Genomic DNA, 16,673 nt, shown 5'->3' with positions numbered 1-16,673 from the left:
CACGAACCAGAGACGGAGTACCACCATGGACTGGACCCTCGAAGTCGTGATCCTCCCGGTGAGCGACCTCGACCGCGCGATCGAGTTCTACCGCGACCAGGTCGGCTTCGACCTCGACCATGACACCGTGATGGGTGAGATGCGATTCGCCCAGCTCACCCCGCGCGGCTCCGGCTGCTCGATCGTCATGGGCACCCTGCCGGCACAGCAGGAGATGGCACCGGGATCGATGAAGGGCCTGCAGCTCGTGGTCGCCGACGCGCACGCCGCTCGTGCGGAACTGCTCGAGCGCGGCGTCGACGCGAGCGAAGTGCAGGTCATCGACCCGCGCGACGGCGGCACGTTCTTCGGCTTCGAAGACCCCGACGGCAACTCGTGGGCCGTGCAGGAGCTCAAGGTTCGGGCCGAGCGTCCCCTCATCCCGCTCGAGTGGCGAGAGCGCTTCGGCGCCGACCAGGACCCTGAGGCCTGAGCGAGCGGATGCCGCGGGCACGTCCTCCTCGCGAGGCCGGCCCGCGGCATCCGTTCTCGCCCTCGGCGACCACCACTTGTGCGCCCCCGGTTGCGCGGGTGCTGGCAGGCGGCCATCATGAGCCGGGGGAGGGATGCATGGGGCGGCAGGCGAAGGCATTCTGGATCGACGCGGGAGAGCGAACAGCAGTGACGCTGCATCTCGAGTCCGATGCACTCGAGGTGAGCGGTGGCCGGCGTGCGAAGGTGCCGCGCTCCGAGTTCCGGCACATCGGCTCGGCCGACGGCGTCGTGGAGTTCGAAGCGGGCGGCGATCGCTTCCGGTTCGAGCTCGGCGACGCGGCATCCGCTTGGGCGAAGGCCCTCGCGACGCCCGCGCCGACGCTCGCCGAGAAGCTCGGCGTCGCGCACGGTGAGACCGTCGCCGTGCGCGGTGAGCTGCCCATGATCGAACTGACCGATGCGCTGTCGGATTCCGCACGCGTGGCGCCGTGGGAGGCGGCGGTCGTCGTGGCCGTCGTGCGCACCGAGACCGAGCTCGTCTCGCTCCCCGGATGGCTGCGTGAATGCGGCGTCGGGGTGGCGCCGGTCTGGATCGTGCACGGCAGAGGCCGCGCGACCAGCGCACCGGGCGACACCGCGGTGCGCGCGGTCATGCGGGCGCACGGGTTCCACGACACGAAGGTAAGCGCGATCGGCGGCACGTGGTCGGCGACGCGGTACTCGCCGCCGAAGAACGCCTGAGTGCGAGGCTTGCGCCCGCGGCCGTGCGAACGGATGCGGCATCCGCTCGCTCGTGCCACCATCGGAGCATGAGCGACGCCACCGAGGTCCTGCGCTACGCGGCCTTCACCGCCGACCCGGAGGGCGGCAATCCGGCCGGCGTGGTGCTCGATGCCTCGGGCCTCGACGACGCCGCGATGCAGCGCATCGCCGCCGAGATCGACTACTCCGAGACGGCCTTCATCACCGGTGAGCGGGGTGGCGCCAAGGTCGTGCGCTTCTTCTCGCCGATCGCCGAGGTGCCGTTCTGCGGGCACGCGACCGTCGCCACGGCGATCGCGCTCGCCGAGCGCACCGGCCCTGGCACGGTGCGCTTCGACACGCCCGTCGGCGAGATCGTGATCGAGACCACCGCCGGGGCCGACGGTCTGCGAGCCGCGTTCACGAGCGTCGACACGGAGCTCGCGCCATTGGGCGAGTTCGTGCTCGAGGCGCTGCTCGAACTGCTCGGCCTCGACCGCACCGATCTCGACGCGGGTTTCCCGCCGTGGCTCGCGTACGCGGGCAACTGGCATCCCGTGCTCGTGCTCGCCGACACGGCGACGTTCGATGCGTTCCGGTTCGATCCCGGTGCGTTGCGCGCCTTCATGAACGCGCAGGGCTGGCCGGCGACGGTCACGGTGCTGTGTCCGCTCGCCCGGCGCGCCCGATCGGCGGGGAGCGCGAGCGGCGGGCCGGGCGAAGTCGTCGCACGATTCGAGGCGCGCAACCTCTTCCCCGTGGGCCGCATCACCGAGGATCCGGCCACGGGCGCCGCTGCGGCGGCTGTCGGCGGCTACCTGCGCGGCCTCGGCCTCGTCGAGCCTCCCGCACGCATCGTCATCGAGCAGGGCCGGCGTGTCCGCCGCCCGAGCGAGCTCACGGTCGACATTCCCGAGCGGGGCGGCATCGTCGTGAGCGGGCGCGCGGTGCCGATCGCCGCCCCGGTGGGCGAGTAGCGCCCGGCGAAGCCGCTCAACCCCGGTGGTTGAGTAGCGCCCGGCGAAGCCGGACGCGTATCGAAACCACCTTCCCCGCACTCCGGTGGTTTCGATACGCCTGCTTCGCGGGCTACTCAACCACCGGCGCTAGGCTCGTTCGCGGCATCCGACATCCGATCACCACAGGAGCACCATGCAGACTCGCATTCTCGGCCGCACGGGCCGCACCGTCTCGGTGATCGGCCTCGGCACCTGGCAGCTCGGCGCCGACTGGGGCGACGTCGACGAGGCCGACGCGCTCGCCGTGCTCGACACCGCCCACGAGTCGGGCGTCACGTTCCTCGACACCGCCGACGTCTACGGCGACGGCCGCAGCGAATCGCTCATCGGGCAGTGGCTGCGCGCCAACCCCGGCTCGGGCGTCACGGTCGCCACGAAGATGGGGCGTCGGATGCCGCAAGAGCACGCCAACTACGCGCTCGCGAACTTCCGGGCCTGGACGGATCGTTCCCGCGCGAACCTCGGCGTCGACACCCTCGATCTCGTGCAGCTGCACTGCCCGCCCACCTCGGTCTACGGCGACGACCGCGTCTACGATGCACTTGACACCCTCGTCGACGAGGGCGCCGTCGCGGCCTACGGCGTGAGCGTCGAGCGCGTCGACGAGGCACTCGCGGCGATCGCCCGGCCGCACGTGGCCTCGGTGCAGATCATCCTCAACGCGTTCCGGCTGAAGCCGCTCGACGAGGTGCTTCCCGCTGCAGAGCAGGCGGGCGTCGGCATCATCGCGCGAGTGCCGCTCGCGAGCGGGCTGCTCTCGGGGCGCTACACGCTCGACACCGAGTTCGCCGCCGACGACCACCGCAACTTCAACCGCCACGGCGAGTCGTTCGACGTCGGCGAGACCTTCTCGGGCGTCGACTACGCCACCGGGGTGCGCGCCGCCGCCGAGTTCACCGAGCTCGCTCGCGCCGCGGCGCCGAACGCCACGGCCGCGCAAGTGGCCCTCGCGTGGATCGCGCAGCAGCCCGGCGTCAGCTCGGTCATCCCCGGCGCCCGCACCCCCGAGCAGGCGCTCGCGAACGCCGCGGCGGGGTCGCTCGAGCTGCCCGCGAGCCTCGACGCAGCCGTGCGAGAGCTCTACGACCGCGACATCCGTGCGCAGGTGCACGAGCGCTGGTAGCACGCAGCGGCCGTCGGATCAGCCTGCGCGGAACCGCCAGCCCGTGATCCACTCCGGATCCTCGCCGTGCTCGTACGCGTACGCGCGGGCGGCCTCGCGGGCGGCGTGCCACTCGTCGGCGATCTCGGCGACCCCGGGCCGCTCGGCGAGCCCGGGCACCCGGTGCAGCACGTCGAGCGCGAGCCGGTAGCGGTCGAGGTCGTTCAGGTGCAGCATGTCGAACGGCGTCGTGGTCGTGCCCTTCTCGATGAAGCCGCGCACGTGCAGCTGCTCGTGACTGGCGCGCGGGTAGGCGAGCTCGTGCACGAGTGACGCGTATCCGTGGAACGCGAAGATCACGGGAACGCCGGGCGTGAAGATCGCGTCGAACTGCGCGTCTCGCAAGCCGTGCGGGTGGTGCGAGGGGTCCTGCAGCCGCATGAGGTCGACGATGTTCACGAGCCGCACGGCGAGGTGCGGCATCCGATCGCGCAGCAGCTGCGCCGCGGCCACCGCCTCGATGGTGGGCACGTCGCCGGCGCACGCGATCACGACGTCGGGAACGGATGCCGCAGGGTCGGCCGCGTCGAACCCGGGCTCGTTGCCCGCCCACGCCCACACGCCGAGTCCGGCCGCGACGTGCGCGACGGCCTCGTCGTGCGAGAGCCACTGCTGCTGCGGCTGCTTGCCGGCGACCACGACGTTCACGCGATTGCGGGTGCCGAAGACGTGTCGCATCGTGGCGAGCAGGGTGTTCGCGTCGGGCGGCAGGTAGACGCGCACGATCTCGGCCTGCTTGTTGACGACGACGTTCAGGAACCCCGGATCCTGGTGCGAGAAGCCGTTGTGGTCCTGACGCCACACATGCGACGACAGCAGGTAGTTGAGGGAGGCGACATCCCCTCGCCATGGCACTTCCTTCGCCGACTCGAGCCACTTCGCGTGCTGGTTGAACATCGAGTCGACGATGTGGATGAACGCCTCATAGCTCGTGATGAGGCCGTGGCGTCCCGTGAGCAGGTAGCCCTCGAGCAGCCCCTGCATGAGGTGCTCGCTGAGCGCCTCGATGACGCGGCCGTCGCGGGAGAGGTGCTCGTCGAGCGGATGCAGCTCGCCGGCCCAGGCCCGCTCGGTCACGTCGAACACGGCGCCGAGGCGGTTCGAGAGCACCTCGTCGGGGCCGAAGAGCCGCACGTCGTCGGGGTTGTCGCGCAGGAGCGCTGCGAGCCAGGATCCGAACACGCGCGTCGCCTCGCCGGTCGCGCCGCGCGTGCCGTCGGCATCGGTCGACTCGACGGCGAACTCCTCGGTCGGGGGCAATCGGAGCGGCCGCTCGATGCCGCCGTTCGCGCGCGGGTTCGCACTCATGCGCAGATCGCCACGCGGGCGCAGCGCGTCGAGCTCGGCGATCGGGCGCCCCTCGCTGTCGAACAGCTCGTCGGGGCGGTAGGAGCGCAACCAGGCTTCGAGCAGCGCGAGGTGCTCGGGGTTCTCGCGCACCCCCTCGAGCGGCACCTGGTGCGAGTGGAACGTGCCCTCGACCTGCACGCCGTCGACGATGCCGGGCCCGGTCCAGCCCTTGGGGGTGCGCAGCACGATGCACGGCCAGTGCGGGGCCTCCTCGGTGAACGCGCCGTCGGCGGCATCCGCTCGGATCTGCTCGAACCGGTCGAAGGCGACGTCCATCGCCGACGCCATGCGTTCGTGCACGAGCATCGGATCTTCGCCGTCGAAGCCGCCGGTGACGAGCATCGGCTCGTAGCCGTTGCCGCGCAGGAAGTCGACGAGCTCCGTCTCGGGGATGCGAGCGAGCAGCGTGGGGCTCGCGATCTTGAAGCCGTTCAAGTGCAGGATCGGCAGCACTGCGCCGTCGGTGAGCGGGTTGAGGAACGCGTGAGCGCGCCAGCTCGCGTTGAGCGGGCCCGTCTCGGCCTCGCCGTCGCCGATGACGCACGCGACCACGAGCCCGGGGTTGTCGAGGGCCGCGCCGAAGGCGTGCATGAGCGAGTAGCCGAGCTCGCCGCCCTCGTTGATGGAGCCGGGGGTCTCGGGCGCCGCGTGCGAAGGGATGCCGCCCGGGAACGAGAATTGCCGGAAGAGGCGCTGCATGCCGGCGCCATCGGCCGAGACCGCGGGGAACAGCTCGGAGTAGGTGCCGTCGAGCCACGTGTTCGCGACCATCGCCGGGCCGCCATGACCGGGACCGCACACGTAGAGCGTCGGCGTGCCGCGCTCCACGATCACGCGATTGAGGTGCGCGTAGACGAAGCTCAGGCCGGGGGAGGTGCCCCAGTGGCCGAGCAGCCGCGGCTTGATGTCGCCGGGTTCGAGCGGCCGCTCGAGCAACGCGTCGTCGATGAGGTAGATCTGCCCGACGCTCAGGTAGTTCGCCGCCCGCCACCATGCGTCGACGAGTTCGAGGGGCACGGATGCCTCGGCCGACTCGATCTCGGAAACCTCGCCGTGCCCGAATGCCCCGGTCATGTCGCCCCCAGCCCTCGACGCCGTGTGCCCTTCGAGCCTAGGCGGACCCCCGAGCCCCCGCCAGTGCCGGACCCCGGTGGTTGAGTAGCGCCCGGCGAAGCCGGCCGCGTATCGAAACCACTCGCGCCGCACCTCGGAGTATCGTCGAAGGCGATGACCGCCGCGCCGACCTCTCACTCGACACGGCCGAGCGCGTGATCCAGATCTTCACCGGGTTCGCCGTCATCGCCCTCGCGGTGTTCCTCGGCTACGTCGCCGCCCGCACGGGCACGCTCGGCCCCGAGGCGCGCCCGATGCTCGCGCGGCTGAACTTCAACGTGCTCGCGCCGTTCCTGCTGTTCTCGGTGCTCGCCACCGCCGACGTCGCCGCCCTGTTCTCGGCGCTCCTGCCGGTCTCGGCGATCGCGGCCGTGGCCATGATGCTGATCTTCGGGCTCGTGTCGCTCTTCGTGTGGCGGCGCGGCATCGAGCGCACCGTGATCGGCTCGCTCTCGGCGGGATACGTGAACGGCAACAACTTCGGCATCCCGATCGCGGTCTACATGCTGGGCGACGCGGCGTATTCCGCCCCGGTCGTGCTCCTGCAGTTGCTGTTGTTCGCGCCGGTGGCCCTCGCGATCCTCGGTGCGCGGGTGCACGGCCACACCTCGGCGTGGGCGATCGCGCGCTCGACCATCTCGAACCCGATCATCGTCGGCTCGCTCGCCGGCGTGCTCGTCTCGGTGTCGGGGCTCGAGCTGCCGCCGATCGTGATCGAGCCGATCCAGCTCATCGGGCAGGCGGCGGTGCCGCTCATGCTCATCACCTACGGCTTGTCGCTGCACGGCCAACGGCTCCTCGAGCCGGGCAGCGGCCGGGGCGAGGTGTTCTTCGCCGCGGCGCTGAAGCTCCTCGCGATGCCGCTCGTCGCGTGGGCGGTGGGCGCGTTCGTGTTCGGGCTCACGGGCATCGAGCTCTACGCGGTCACCGTGCTCGCAGCACTGCCGACGGCGCAGAACGTCTTCGTCTTCGCGCAGCGCTACGAGACGGGCGAGATCGTCGCACGCGACACGGTGTTCGTCACGACGATCGGGTCGGTTCCGGTGCTCTTCGCGGTGGCGCTGCTGCTCGGCTGATCGCACCCGGCAGGATGTTCGAGAGCGAAGGAGACCACGATGCCGTTCCTCACCGACGACGGCCGGCCGCTCGACGAGCTGCTGCTCGCCGAACGTCCCGCCGACGGCTACCGGTTCGAGCTGCGCGCGCCCATCGTGTACCTCGACCCCGTCTCGGGGCGTCGCTATCGGGTGCCGGCGCGCGCCGAGGCATCCGGAGCCCACGCCGTCACCGACCTCGCGTCGGTGCCGACTCCGCTGTGGGGATTCATCGCGAGCTACGGGCGGCAGTCGGCGCCCGCGGTGCTGCATGACGAGCAGTCGATCGCCGCGGCCGAGCTCGGCGATCGAGCCGCCGCGCTCGCGCAGCGGCGGGAAGACGACCGGGTGTTCCGCACGGCGTTGCGTGAGCAGCGGGTGCCGCTGCTGCGTGCATGGCTGATGTGGGCCTGGGTCTCGGCCGATCGCGAGCGCGTTTACGGCGGGCTGCTCGGGTGGCTGCTGGTCGTGCAATCGGTCGTGGGGGCGCTCGTCGTGCTCGCGGCATCCGTCGCGGCCTTCTGGAATCCCGCGTGGCTGGCGCTCGTGCTCGTGCCCGCGCTCGCCGCGGTGCCCTGGGCGAGGCTCGCGCCGCTGCAGCTCCTGCTCACGTTCTCACTCGCGGTCGTGGGGCCGCTGTTCCTCGTGCACGTCGCGGCGCTCGTGCCGTTCCGGCTGCTCGAAGCGCTCGTCGAGCTCGTGAGCGGTGGTGATCCCGCGGGCGTGCTGCGGCCGACGGTGCGACCCCCCGGTGGTCCGGTGGTTGAGTAGCGCGGCTACTCGACCACGGAACGCGCGCGGCGGCGCAGCGCGCCGTACCCGCGCATGAGCTGCGGCACGACGAGGTAGACCGCGAGCGGCACGACGATGAGCGTCAGCACGAAGGCGCGCAGCACCGGATGCCACGACTCGGAGATCGGCGCCATCGCGAGCATGCCGATCGCGACGAGCGGGAAGATGGCGAGCCACGTGATGACGGCGCGCACGTGCACCGAGGGCGGCCCGGCCGGCGCGGAAGCGGGCGTGACGGCCGGCCCGACGGCGGGCGGGGTCGCGGAGTCGGTGGCGATGGATTCGGTGGTCATGTGGTGTGCTCCTCGATGTTTCCAACTGAATAGTTGTAAGTGAATCACGCCCTGGAGTATTTCGCAACTATCCAGTTGGAAATAGATAGACTGGGCGACATGGCCTGGGACACCGAGCGCACGAAGCGCCTCCTGCTCGACGCGGCGACGGCGGAGTTCAGCGCGCACGGGCTCGCGGGCGCGCGCATCGACCGGATCGCGGCATCCGCCGGCGTCAACAAGGAGCGCATCTACCAGTACTTCGGCAAGAAGGACGAGCTCTTCGCCACGGTGCTCGGCACCCGCCTGCGGGCGATGATGGACGAGGTGCCGATGACCGGGGAGGGGCCCGAGGCGGCGGGCGACTACGCCGGGCGCCTGTTCGACCATCACCTCGCCGACACCACCATCCCGCGACTCGTGTTCTGGGAGGGCCTCGAACGCGGCGCCGCCGCCACCGACGCGGCGCGGGTCGCGTACCACGACGCGAAAGTGCAGCGCTTCCAGGAGCTGCTGCCGGGCGTCGACCGCGCGATGGCGGGAGAAATCCTCCTCACGATCGTGACCCTCGTGAACGCGTGGCCGGTGCTCGCGCACCTCGACGGGTACCTCGTCGGTGCGAGTGCCGGGCGCACGGCCGAGCGCCGAGCCTTCATCGTGAAGACCACGGTCGCGATCGCTCGCGCTGCGCTGCCCGGTGGTTGAGTAGCGCCGCGCGGAGCGCGACGCGTATCGAAACCACATTGCCCGGGGTGGTGGTTTCGATACGCCTGCTTCGCGGGCTACTCAACCACCGGGGCCCGCAGAAGATCAGGGGTACCCCTGATTCCCCCTGTCGGCCGGTGACCGTATGGTCGGAGACGATCGTCGTCCTATGGACCGCAGGGGGAACTGTCACTGTGGGAAGTCGATTCAGAGCCGGCCGTGCACCCGTGGACCCGAACACCGGTGCAGGCCGGCTTCCCAATTCAGAGCGAGAGGACGATCGATGACTGAGCGGATGACGCGCATCGCGCGGCGCAGCCACCCGAACGCCGCTCGCCCCGACGAGGTCCATGCGACCCGCGTCGACCGAGCCCTCAGCTGGAGCGACTTCCGCACCGCCGTGCGGTACGACCCGACCAACCGGCTGCTCGTCGCGGTGCCGGCGATCAGCGCCAAGCGCGCCGAGCACCCGTGGCTGGGCGAGGCGACCGGGCTGCACACCCGCATCGGCACCGCCGACGCGTATCACCGCGAGTTCACGCACGGTTCCGTGTACTGGTCGGAGCGCACCGGTGCTCACGAGGTGCACGGCGCCATCGCCGAGCGCTGGAAGGCCGAGGGCGGAACGGCGTCGTTCCTCGGCTTCCCGACCACTGACGAGCAGCCGTTCCGGGCCAATGGTGCCGCCGCGCCGAGCCCCGGCCGCTTCGCGCACTTCGAGGGCGGTTCCATCTACTGGACGCCCCTCCACGGTGCCGCCATCGTGCACGGCATGGTGCGTGACATCTGGGCCCTTCTCGGCTGGGAGAACTCGGCGCTCGGCGTGCCCGTCAGCGACGTCGTCGTCGAGGTCGAGTCCGGGGTGCACCGGGCTGCGTTCGAGCGCGGCAGCATCGAGTGGTCGCCGGCCGGCGGTCCGATCGTCGCGGTGATGGCGCCCGCAGCATCCGATGCCCTCGAGGTCGAGTACGACGGCGTCGGCCGTCTGCAGACCGGCTTCGCGCCGCAGCCCACGCAGGCCTGAGGCAACCGAACCGCGAAGTCTCGCGCAGTCGCCCTCCTACGCCTCGCGCCAGGCCGGCGCCTCGACGAGGCGCACCGAGTCGAGTGCGATGAGCGGGCCGTGGTTCGTCTCGCGACGAGCGGCGGCAGCGGCCGGGAGGTGCACGGATGCCTCGGGGTGCAGCGGCACGATGCGCAGCGTGAGCTCGACGGGGCCGTTGCCATCGCCGAGCGCTCCGGGCGCGCCGAGCGCGTCGAGCCCGATCGTCCACGGCGTGCCGTCCCAGAACCGGTCGGCCACGACCTCGCCGTCGAGTTCGAGTCGCGCGACGTCGCCCGCCCACTCGATCTCGAGGGTGCGCATCCCGTGGCCCTTCGGCGGGAGAGAGATGGTCCACGCGGTGCCGTACCGGGCGACGTCCTCGCGCGTCGGCGCCGACGCCCGGCCCGCCCGGTGGCCATAGCTCGCGGGCGGCACTTCGCCGTGCTGCGGCGCGGAGACCTCGACGAGTTCGTCACGGCCAGGCGCTCGCGCCGCGAACGTCACCGGCTCGAAGCGGCCGGCCTGCACGTGGTACTCCTGCACCGCGGGCGCCGACGCGGAACGCGCGACGAGTGCCCCGGCTGCGTCTTCATGAACGGGCGCAGCCGAGAGCACGAGCCGGCGCTCGCCGGTCGCGTCGAGCACCCAGACGAGCCGGGCGGATGCCGCGGGCACGACGAGCACCGCGAGCCGGCCCTCGCCCTGCACGAGCTCGAGGCGCCGAACCTCGCTCGTGTCGACCACGAAGACGCCCGGAGCGGGGCTCGTGATCGCGGCATCCGGGTCCGTCTCGACGGTGGCGCCCTGCGCCGCGATCTCGACGGGGATGCCCGCCTCGGCGACGACGACGAGCGTGGGATGCTCGCCGCCGAGCACCGTGAGCGGCGAAGCGGTCGCCCAGTCGAGGCGCACGCCGCCGAGCTCGAGGTTCACGGGCCAGTGCGCGATCGTGCCCGCGGGAACGTCGACGGGCGCGTGCGGGAACACGGTCCTTCCGCGGTCGAGGGTCACGGCGAACTGCGCACCGCGGTAGGTCTCGAGCGCAACGTGGGGCTGCTGCCAGGTGACGAACACCCAGCCCGACTCGCCGTCGCTGCGCAGCGCCCAGCGCAGGGTGATCGCGTCGTCGACCCCGGCGGGCAGGCGCTCGGGCAGGGTCGAGGGCATCTCGGCGATGGCCGGTCCGAAGGCGGCGAGGAACGCATGCTGGCGGCGCAGTTCGGCGTGGCTCGAGGCGAGCCGGCCGGCCGAGCCGATCGGGGCGTGGAAGTCGTAGTCGAACTCGGGGAGGTCGTTCGGGTAGCCCGTGGCGTGCGACTCCTGCAGCGCAGGGCGCGGGTTCACGCCGCCCGCGTACATGTAGTAGCCCTGCCAGCCCGAGCCGTTGCCGATCTTGTTGTGCGCGACGGCCGCGATGTCCTTGCCGTCGAGGAGCGGACGCCGGTGGTAGGCGGTCGCCATGCCGCCACCGAGCTCGCACGTCGCCGCCGGGAACGACGCTGAGGGAAGGCGAGGCGTCTCGCCACGGCGGCCGATGCCGGGGTGGTCGCGGAGGTCGGCGCCGATGCCGGGGTCGTCCCACGTGTGCGAGAAGAAGAAGTGCTCGCGGAAGGTGGTGTCCCAGTCGTGGTCGGCATCGACCCAGAAGCCGTCGCCGTAGCCGCCGAAGAGGGGGAGCACCTCGCCCGCGGGCAGCTCGGCGCCGCCCCACGCCGTGGCGGTGTAGACGGGTGCCGTCATGCCGTGCCGGCGGGCGAGCGCCTTGAGCGTCGCGAGGTGGCCCGGCTGGTCGTAGAGCTCGTTCTCGAGCTGGATCGCGATGACGTTGCTCGCCGGTCCGCAGAGCGGCGCGAGCTCGCGTCCGAGCGCGGCGAACCACGGCTCGACGAGCGCGAGGTAGCCGGGGTCGTCAGTGCGGTGTGCGACCGGGGCATCCTGGATCCAATCGGGGAAGCCGCCGTTGCGCACCTCGCCGTGGCACCACGGGCCGATCCGCATGACGACGTCGAGGCCGACCGCCGCGCACAGCGAGACGAATGCGGCGACGTCGAGGTCGCCCTCGAAGCTCGGCCGGCCCGGTTCGACCTCGTGGTGGTTCCAGATGACATACGCCGCGACGACCGTGACCCCGCCCGAACGCATGAGCCGGAGCCGCTCCTCCCACTGTGCGCGGGGCACGCGGCTGTAGTGCAGCTCGCCCGAGACGGGGATCGCGGGGCGGCCCGCGATCTCGACGTAGCGGCTCGTGAGCGCGACGCGTTCGTGCCGGTCGATCGTGGTGCCCATCGCGGGCCGCGTGAGCGGCTCGGCCCAGGGTTCGTGGGTCACGGAGAGCGGCTGCGACGTCGGCGTCGAGCGCGGGCTGGGGAGGACGGATGTCACGACGAAGTGCTCCTTCAACTGTGTGCGCTCCCAGTTCTATCACAGCAAGCGGCGACCGGTGTCATTCTGAATGCGCTGGCTTGACAGCCGAGCGCCACTATGTGTTACTGGGAGCGCACACAGTCTGGATCGACTCCATCGTGGAGTTCCGGCCGGACCCTGCACTCTCACACAGCTTTCGACAAGGAGGACGAAATGCGTAGGACACTCCGTCTCGGCGCTCTCGCCACGGCCGCCGCCGCAGCACTCATCATGACGGGTTGCGCGCCCGACGCGGGCCAGGCCGGCACCGCCGACGACCCGGTGGAGCTCACCTACTGGGCCTGGGCGCCGAACCTCGACAAGGTCGTCGACATCTGGAACGAGGAGCACCCCGAGATCCAGGTCACCGTCAACAAGCAGGACGGCGGCGACCCCGCCATCACGAAGCTCCTCACCGCGATCAAGGCGGGCAGCGGTGCTCCCGACCTCATCCAGGCCGAGTACCAGAAGATCCCGACGCTCGTGGCATCCGACGCCCTCGCCGACCTCGCCGACGCGGGTGCGAGCGACATCGCGAGCGAGTTCCCCGACGGCGTCTGGGACTCCGTGACGCTCGGCGGCGACGCGGTCTACGCGATTCCGCAGGACACCGGGCCCATGATGTTCTACTACCGCGACGACGTCTTCCAGCAGCTCGGCCTCTCGGTCCCCACCACGTGGGACGAGTACGCCGAGGTCGCCCGCGCCGTGCACACGGCCGACCCGTCGAAGTTCCTCGGCACCTTCTCGGCGAACGACGCCGGCTGGTTCGCGGGCCTCGCGCAGCAGGCGAACTCCGAGTGGTGGTCGATCGACGGCGACGCGTGGGGCGTCGGCATCGACGAGGAGCCGACCCAGAAGGTCGCCGACTACTGGGGCGGCCTCGTCGAGGAGGGCGTGATCGACAACAAGCCGATGTACACGCCCGAATGGAACGCGGGCCTGAACGACGGCACGCAGGTCGGCTGGCTCGGCGCCGTGTGGGGTCCGGGCGTGCTCTCGGGCAACGCCGCCGACACCGCCGGACTCTGGAAGGCCGCGGCGCTGCCCGATTGGGACGCCTCGCAGCCGAGCAACGGCAACTGGGGCGGCTCGTCGACCGCGGTCACGACGCAGTCGAAGAACGTCGAGGCCGCCGTCGAGTTCGCCACGTGGCTGAACACCGACCCCGAGGCGATCGCGGCGCTCGTCACCGAGACGGGCATCTACCCCGCCTCGACCGCGGCGGCTGCGGGTGCGCTCACCGAGGCGCCCGAGTTCTTCAGCAACCAGCCCGACTTCTACGACGTCGCGGCTGGAGCTGCGGCATCCGTCGCCCCGTTCCAGTACGGCCCGAACGTGAACGTCGCGTTCAGCGCCTACAACGACGAGTTCGCGAAGGCAGCCGAGGCGAAGTCGCGGCAGGCGTTCCTCGACGCCCTCACGGCGATGCAGACGATCACGGTCGACGACATGACCTCGAGCGGATTCACGGTCAAGTAGCGTGCGGCCGGAGGGGGCGCCCGCGCGGCGCCCCCTCCTCAGCAGGAGAGAGAACCACCATGACAGCGACAGTGGAGTCGGCGCCCGTCACCACGCGGCATCCGGAACGCCCGTCCCGTCGGCGCACCCAGGCGCGCCGGGCCCTCGTGCCCTATGCGATGCTCGCCCCCGGCATCGTGCTCTTCGCGGTCTTCATGGCCGCCCCGATCTTCTACACCCTCTATCTCAGCTTCCAGAAGGAGATGGTCGAGGGGCTCGGCCTCGGCTCGGGGTCGCGATCGCAGGTGTTCGCGGGGTTCGAGAACTACGTGAGCGCCCTCGGCAATCCCGAGTTCGGGGCGAGCGTCGGCCGGGTGCTCGTCTACGGGCTCATCCTCGTGCCGGCGATGCTCGGCCTGGCGCTCCTGTTCGCGCTCCTCCTCGACGCGAAGCGCACGCGCACCAGGGCCTTCTCGCGCACCTCGATCTTCCTGCCCTACGCGGTGCCGGCCGTCATCTCGTCGCTGCTGTGGGGCTTCCTCTACCTGCCCGCGGTGAGCCCCTTCTACTGGGTCTTCGAGCAGTTCGGCTGGGATGTGCCGTCGCTGCTCTCCTCAGGGCTCGTCACGTTCGCGATCGCGAACATCGGCCTCTGGGGCGGCGTGGGCTTCAACATGATCGTCATGTACACCGCGCTCAAGGCCGTGCCGAGCGAGATCTACGAAGCGGCCACGATCGACGGGGCGAGCGAGCTGCAGATCGCGCTCCGCATCAAGGTGCCGATCATCGCTCCGGCTCTCGTCATGACGGCGCTCTTCTCGATGATCGCGACGCTGCAGGTCTTCGCCGAGCCGACGACCCTGCGGCCCCTCACGAACAGCCTCTCCACGAGCTGGTCGCCGCTCATGCTCGTCTACCGCGACGCATTCACGCGCGACGACGTCTACTCCGCGGCGGCGACATCGATCATCATCGCGCTCGCGACGTTCGCGATCTCCTTCATCTTCCTGCGCGTCGTGCAGCGCCGCGCCTTCGGTCAGGAGGACTGACATGACCACGGTCTTCAACTCATCGCCGGCCGAACGGGTCGCGTCGCCGTTGCCCCGCGTTGACGAGCCGAGGCGAGCGGATGCCGCGAGCCGGCGGGTGCGGCATCCGATCAGCGTCGGCTCGACCGCCGTGCTCCTGCTCGGCGCGGTCTACTGCCTGCTGCCCGTGCTCTGGGTGCTGATCGCCGCGACGAAGAGCGGCGCCGAGCTGTTCTCGACGTTCACGTTCGCCCCGTCGACGCACCTGTTCGACAACATCGTCGAGCTCGCGCAGTATCGCGACGGCCTGTACTGGCGGTGGATGGTGAACACGGCGCTCTACGCGGGCGTCGGCGCCATCCTCTCCACGTATGTGTCGGCGCTCTCGGGCTACGCGCTCGCGAAGTTCTCGTTCCCCGGCAAGGGCACCGTGTTCAAGGTGCTGCTCATGGGCGTGCTCGTGCCAGGCGTCATCCTCGCGATCCCGCAGTACTTCCTGCTCGCCCAGATGGGACTCACGAACACGTACTGGTCGGTGCTGCTGCCGCAGATCATCAGCCCGTACGGCATCTACCTCGCCCGCATCTACGCGGCGGCGGCCGTGCCGACCGACGTCATCGAGTCGGCGCGCACCGAGGGAGCGCGGGAGCTCTACATCCTGCACCGCATCGCCATGCCGATGATGATGCCGGGGCTCGTGACGATCTTCCTGTTCCAGTTCGTCGCGGTGTGGAACAACTTCATGCTCCCGTACATCATGCTCGGCGACGACCGGCTGTTCCCCATCACGGTGGGCCTCAGCGGCCTGCTCAACCAGGGTGCGAGCCAGCCGTCGATGTACACGCTCGTGATCACGGGCGCGCTGCTGTCGATCGTGCCGCTCATCGCGCTGTTCCTCGTGCTGCAGCGGTACTGGCGGGTCGATCTCGCCGCGGGAGCCGTGAAAGCCTGAGCATGGCGGGCCGCAGCAATAGGGTGGGTGGCGTGGAACCCCGCCCGCCCCGACGACGACCGACGATCGAGGATGTCGCTCGCGTCGCCGGCGTCTCGCGCGGCACCGTCTCGCGAGTGCTCAACGGCGGGCACTGGGTCGGCGCCGCTGCCGCGGCGGCCGTCGACGAGGCGATCAAGCAGACGGGGTACCGCATCAACCCGCACGCTCGCAACCTCGCGACGAGCCGCGCCAACTCGATCGCGTTCCTGCTGACCGAGTCGCACGAGCGGCTCTTCGAGGATCCCAACTTCTCGGCGCTCATGCGCGGCGCCGCCGAGGCGCTCGCCGAGCACGACCTGCCCCTCGTGCTCCTGATGGCCGGCTCCGACGACGAGCAGCGCCGCGCGACGGAGTTCATCATGGCGGGCCACGTCGACGGCGCCCTCCTCGTCTCCTCGCACCGCGGCCGGCAGAGCTTCCTCTCCGAGTTCGCCGCGGCGCGCGTGCCGGTCATCGCGTGCGGCGTGCCGCTCGGCTTCGAGAAGTCGATCGGCTACGTCGAGGCCGACGACGTCGACGGTGCCCGGGCGATGGTCGACTACCTCCGATCGACCGGGCGCAGCACGATCGCCCACATCGCGGGCCCCCTCGACACCTCGGGCGGCATCGGCCGGCTCGCGGGCTACCGCGAAGAGCACGGCGACGCCTTCGACGAGCGCCTCGTCGCCCAGGGCGACTACAGCCGGGCGAGCGGGTTCGCCGCGATGAAGGAACTCCTCGAGCGGATGCCGCACCTCGACGCGGTCTTCGCCGCGAACGACCTGATGGCGGCCGGCGCGATCGACGCGCTCGTCGCCGCCGGACGCCGCGTTCCCGACGACGTCGCGGTCGGCGGCTTCGACGACTCGCCCGTCGCCCAGCGCACCGACCCGCCGCTCACGACGATGCGCCAGCCCTTCGACCGCATCAGCCGCGAGATGGTGCGCATGCTGCTCGACGTGCGCGACGGCCAGCGTGCGGCACGGCTCACCGTGCCGACCGAGCTCGTCGTACGCGAATCGGCCTGACCCGCCGCGCGTG

Annotated in this window: 15 protein-coding genes; 12 read left to right on the top strand and 3 right to left on the bottom strand. The window is 70.9% G+C overall.

Annotated elements, in window-relative coordinates:
* Positions 1-25 precede the first annotated feature (25 nt).
* From ESP51_RS06335 to ESP51_RS06320, 4 genes are all read left to right on the top strand, one after another.
* Positions 26-472 (top strand): VOC family protein, encoded by a 447-nt coding sequence (locus ESP51_RS06335; RefSeq protein WP_129520057.1) that lies wholly within the window; start codon positions 26-28, stop codon positions 470-472.
* 137 nt (positions 473-609) lie between these two features.
* Positions 610-1,215, top strand: coding sequence for a hypothetical protein (locus ESP51_RS06330; protein WP_129520056.1), 606 nt, complete (start codon positions 610-612; stop codon positions 1,213-1,215).
* 68 nt (positions 1,216-1,283) lie between these two features.
* The gene (locus ESP51_RS06325) at positions 1,284-2,192 is read left to right on the top strand and encodes a PhzF family phenazine biosynthesis protein (protein WP_129520055.1); all 909 of its coding nucleotides are present in this window, start codon (positions 1,284-1,286) and stop codon (positions 2,190-2,192) included.
* Between the two features lie 175 nt (positions 2,193-2,367).
* A complete protein-coding gene (locus ESP51_RS06320) occupies positions 2,368-3,357 on the top strand; it encodes an aldo/keto reductase (RefSeq protein ID WP_129520054.1) in 990 nt (329 codons plus the stop codon).
* A gap of 18 nt (positions 3,358-3,375) precedes the next feature.
* On the opposite strand, the gene ESP51_RS06315 is transcribed toward ESP51_RS06320, so the two are convergent.
* Positions 3,376-5,820, bottom strand: a complete 2,445-nt coding sequence (locus tag ESP51_RS06315; RefSeq protein WP_129520053.1) for a phosphoketolase family protein — start codon at positions 5,818-5,820, stop codon at positions 3,376-3,378.
* A 194-nt stretch (positions 5,821-6,014) separates the two neighbouring features.
* Here ESP51_RS06315 and ESP51_RS06310 point away from each other — a divergent pair, with 194 nt between their 5' ends.
* Together ESP51_RS06310 and ESP51_RS06305 are read left to right on the top strand one after the other, a co-directional pair.
* Positions 6,015-6,935: an AEC family transporter gene (locus tag ESP51_RS06310; protein WP_129520052.1), complete on the top strand. Its 921-nt coding sequence runs from the start codon at positions 6,015-6,017 to the stop codon at positions 6,933-6,935.
* 39 nt (positions 6,936-6,974) lie between these two features.
* The gene (locus ESP51_RS06305) at positions 6,975-7,724 is read left to right on the top strand and encodes a DUF1353 domain-containing protein (RefSeq protein WP_129520051.1); all 750 of its coding nucleotides are present in this window, start codon (positions 6,975-6,977) and stop codon (positions 7,722-7,724) included.
* 5 nt (positions 7,725-7,729) lie between these two features.
* Here ESP51_RS06305 and ESP51_RS06300 read toward each other — a convergent pair whose 3' ends face one another.
* Positions 7,730-8,038, bottom strand: coding sequence for a putative antibiotic biosynthesis monooxygenase (locus tag ESP51_RS06300; protein ID WP_129520050.1), 309 nt, complete (start codon positions 8,036-8,038; stop codon positions 7,730-7,732).
* 99 nt (positions 8,039-8,137) lie between these two features.
* Between ESP51_RS06300 and ESP51_RS06295 the strand changes: the two genes are divergently transcribed.
* Both ESP51_RS06295 and ESP51_RS06290 read left to right on the top strand, forming a co-directional pair.
* Positions 8,138-8,722 (top strand): TetR/AcrR family transcriptional regulator, encoded by a 585-nt coding sequence (locus ESP51_RS06295; RefSeq protein ID WP_129520049.1) that lies wholly within the window; start codon positions 8,138-8,140, stop codon positions 8,720-8,722.
* Between the two features lie 283 nt (positions 8,723-9,005).
* Positions 9,006-9,746, top strand: a complete 741-nt coding sequence (locus ESP51_RS06290) for an LGFP repeat-containing protein (RefSeq protein WP_164990434.1) — start codon at positions 9,006-9,008, stop codon at positions 9,744-9,746.
* A gap of 36 nt (positions 9,747-9,782) precedes the next feature.
* Here ESP51_RS06290 and ESP51_RS06285 read toward each other — a convergent pair whose 3' ends face one another.
* On the bottom strand, positions 9,783-12,149 hold the full coding sequence (locus ESP51_RS06285) for a beta-galactosidase (protein ID WP_241843013.1): 2,367 nt from the start codon (positions 12,147-12,149) through the stop codon (positions 9,783-9,785).
* Positions 12,150-12,344: 195 nt separating this feature from the next.
* On the opposite strand from ESP51_RS06285, the gene ESP51_RS06280 reads away from it, so the two are divergent.
* The 4 genes from ESP51_RS06280 to ESP51_RS06265 are packed head-to-tail and all read left to right on the top strand — an operon-like array spanning position 12,345 to position 16,660.
* Entirely contained in the window at positions 12,345-13,652 is a 1,308-nt protein-coding gene (locus tag ESP51_RS06280) for an ABC transporter substrate-binding protein (RefSeq protein ID WP_129520047.1), read from the top strand.
* Between the two features lie 59 nt (positions 13,653-13,711).
* Positions 13,712-14,680 (top strand): carbohydrate ABC transporter permease, encoded by a 969-nt coding sequence (locus ESP51_RS06275; protein WP_129520046.1) that lies wholly within the window; start codon positions 13,712-13,714, stop codon positions 14,678-14,680.
* 1 nt (position 14,681) lies between these two features.
* On the top strand, positions 14,682-15,611 hold the full coding sequence (locus tag ESP51_RS06270; RefSeq protein ID WP_129520045.1) for a carbohydrate ABC transporter permease: 930 nt from the start codon (positions 14,682-14,684) through the stop codon (positions 15,609-15,611).
* Between the two features lie 32 nt (positions 15,612-15,643).
* Complete coding sequence (locus tag ESP51_RS06265; RefSeq protein WP_241843012.1) at positions 15,644-16,660, top strand: LacI family DNA-binding transcriptional regulator; 1,017 nt, start codon at positions 15,644-15,646, stop codon at positions 16,658-16,660.
* Positions 16,661-16,673: the final 13 nt, after the last annotated feature.

The organism is Agromyces albus, from assembly GCF_004134825.1.
GTDB classification, from domain to species: domain Bacteria; phylum Actinomycetota; class Actinomycetes; order Actinomycetales; family Microbacteriaceae; genus Agromyces; species Agromyces albus.
This window is presented reverse-complemented; position numbering and strand designations above follow the sequence as displayed.

Excerpts from the sequence above, each read along its gene's own strand:
- ESP51_RS06335 (WP_129520057.1), top strand. The coding sequence starts at position 26 with ATGGACTGGACCCTCGAAGTCGTGATCCTCCCGGTGAGCGACCTCGAC.
- ESP51_RS06330 (WP_129520056.1), top strand. The coding sequence starts at position 610 with ATGGGGCGGCAGGCGAAGGCATTCTGGATCGACGCGGGAGAGCGAACA.
- ESP51_RS06325 (WP_129520055.1), top strand. The coding sequence starts at position 1,284 with ATGAGCGACGCCACCGAGGTCCTGCGCTACGCGGCCTTCACCGCCGAC.
- ESP51_RS06320 (WP_129520054.1), top strand. The coding sequence starts at position 2,368 with ATGCAGACTCGCATTCTCGGCCGCACGGGCCGCACCGTCTCGGTGATC.
- ESP51_RS06315 (WP_129520053.1), bottom strand. The coding sequence starts at position 5,820 with ATGACCGGGGCATTCGGGCACGGCGAGGTTTCCGAGATCGAGTCGGCC.
- ESP51_RS06305 (WP_129520051.1), top strand. The coding sequence starts at position 6,975 with ATGCCGTTCCTCACCGACGACGGCCGGCCGCTCGACGAGCTGCTGCTC.
- ESP51_RS06300 (WP_129520050.1), bottom strand. The coding sequence starts at position 8,038 with ATGACCACCGAATCCATCGCCACCGACTCCGCGACCCCGCCCGCCGTC.
- ESP51_RS06295 (WP_129520049.1), top strand. The coding sequence starts at position 8,138 with ATGGCCTGGGACACCGAGCGCACGAAGCGCCTCCTGCTCGACGCGGCG.
- ESP51_RS06290 (WP_164990434.1), top strand. The coding sequence starts at position 9,006 with ATGACTGAGCGGATGACGCGCATCGCGCGGCGCAGCCACCCGAACGCC.
- ESP51_RS06280 (WP_129520047.1), top strand. The coding sequence starts at position 12,345 with ATGCGTAGGACACTCCGTCTCGGCGCTCTCGCCACGGCCGCCGCCGCA.
- ESP51_RS06275 (WP_129520046.1), top strand. The coding sequence starts at position 13,712 with ATGACAGCGACAGTGGAGTCGGCGCCCGTCACCACGCGGCATCCGGAA.
- ESP51_RS06270 (WP_129520045.1), top strand. The coding sequence starts at position 14,682 with ATGACCACGGTCTTCAACTCATCGCCGGCCGAACGGGTCGCGTCGCCG.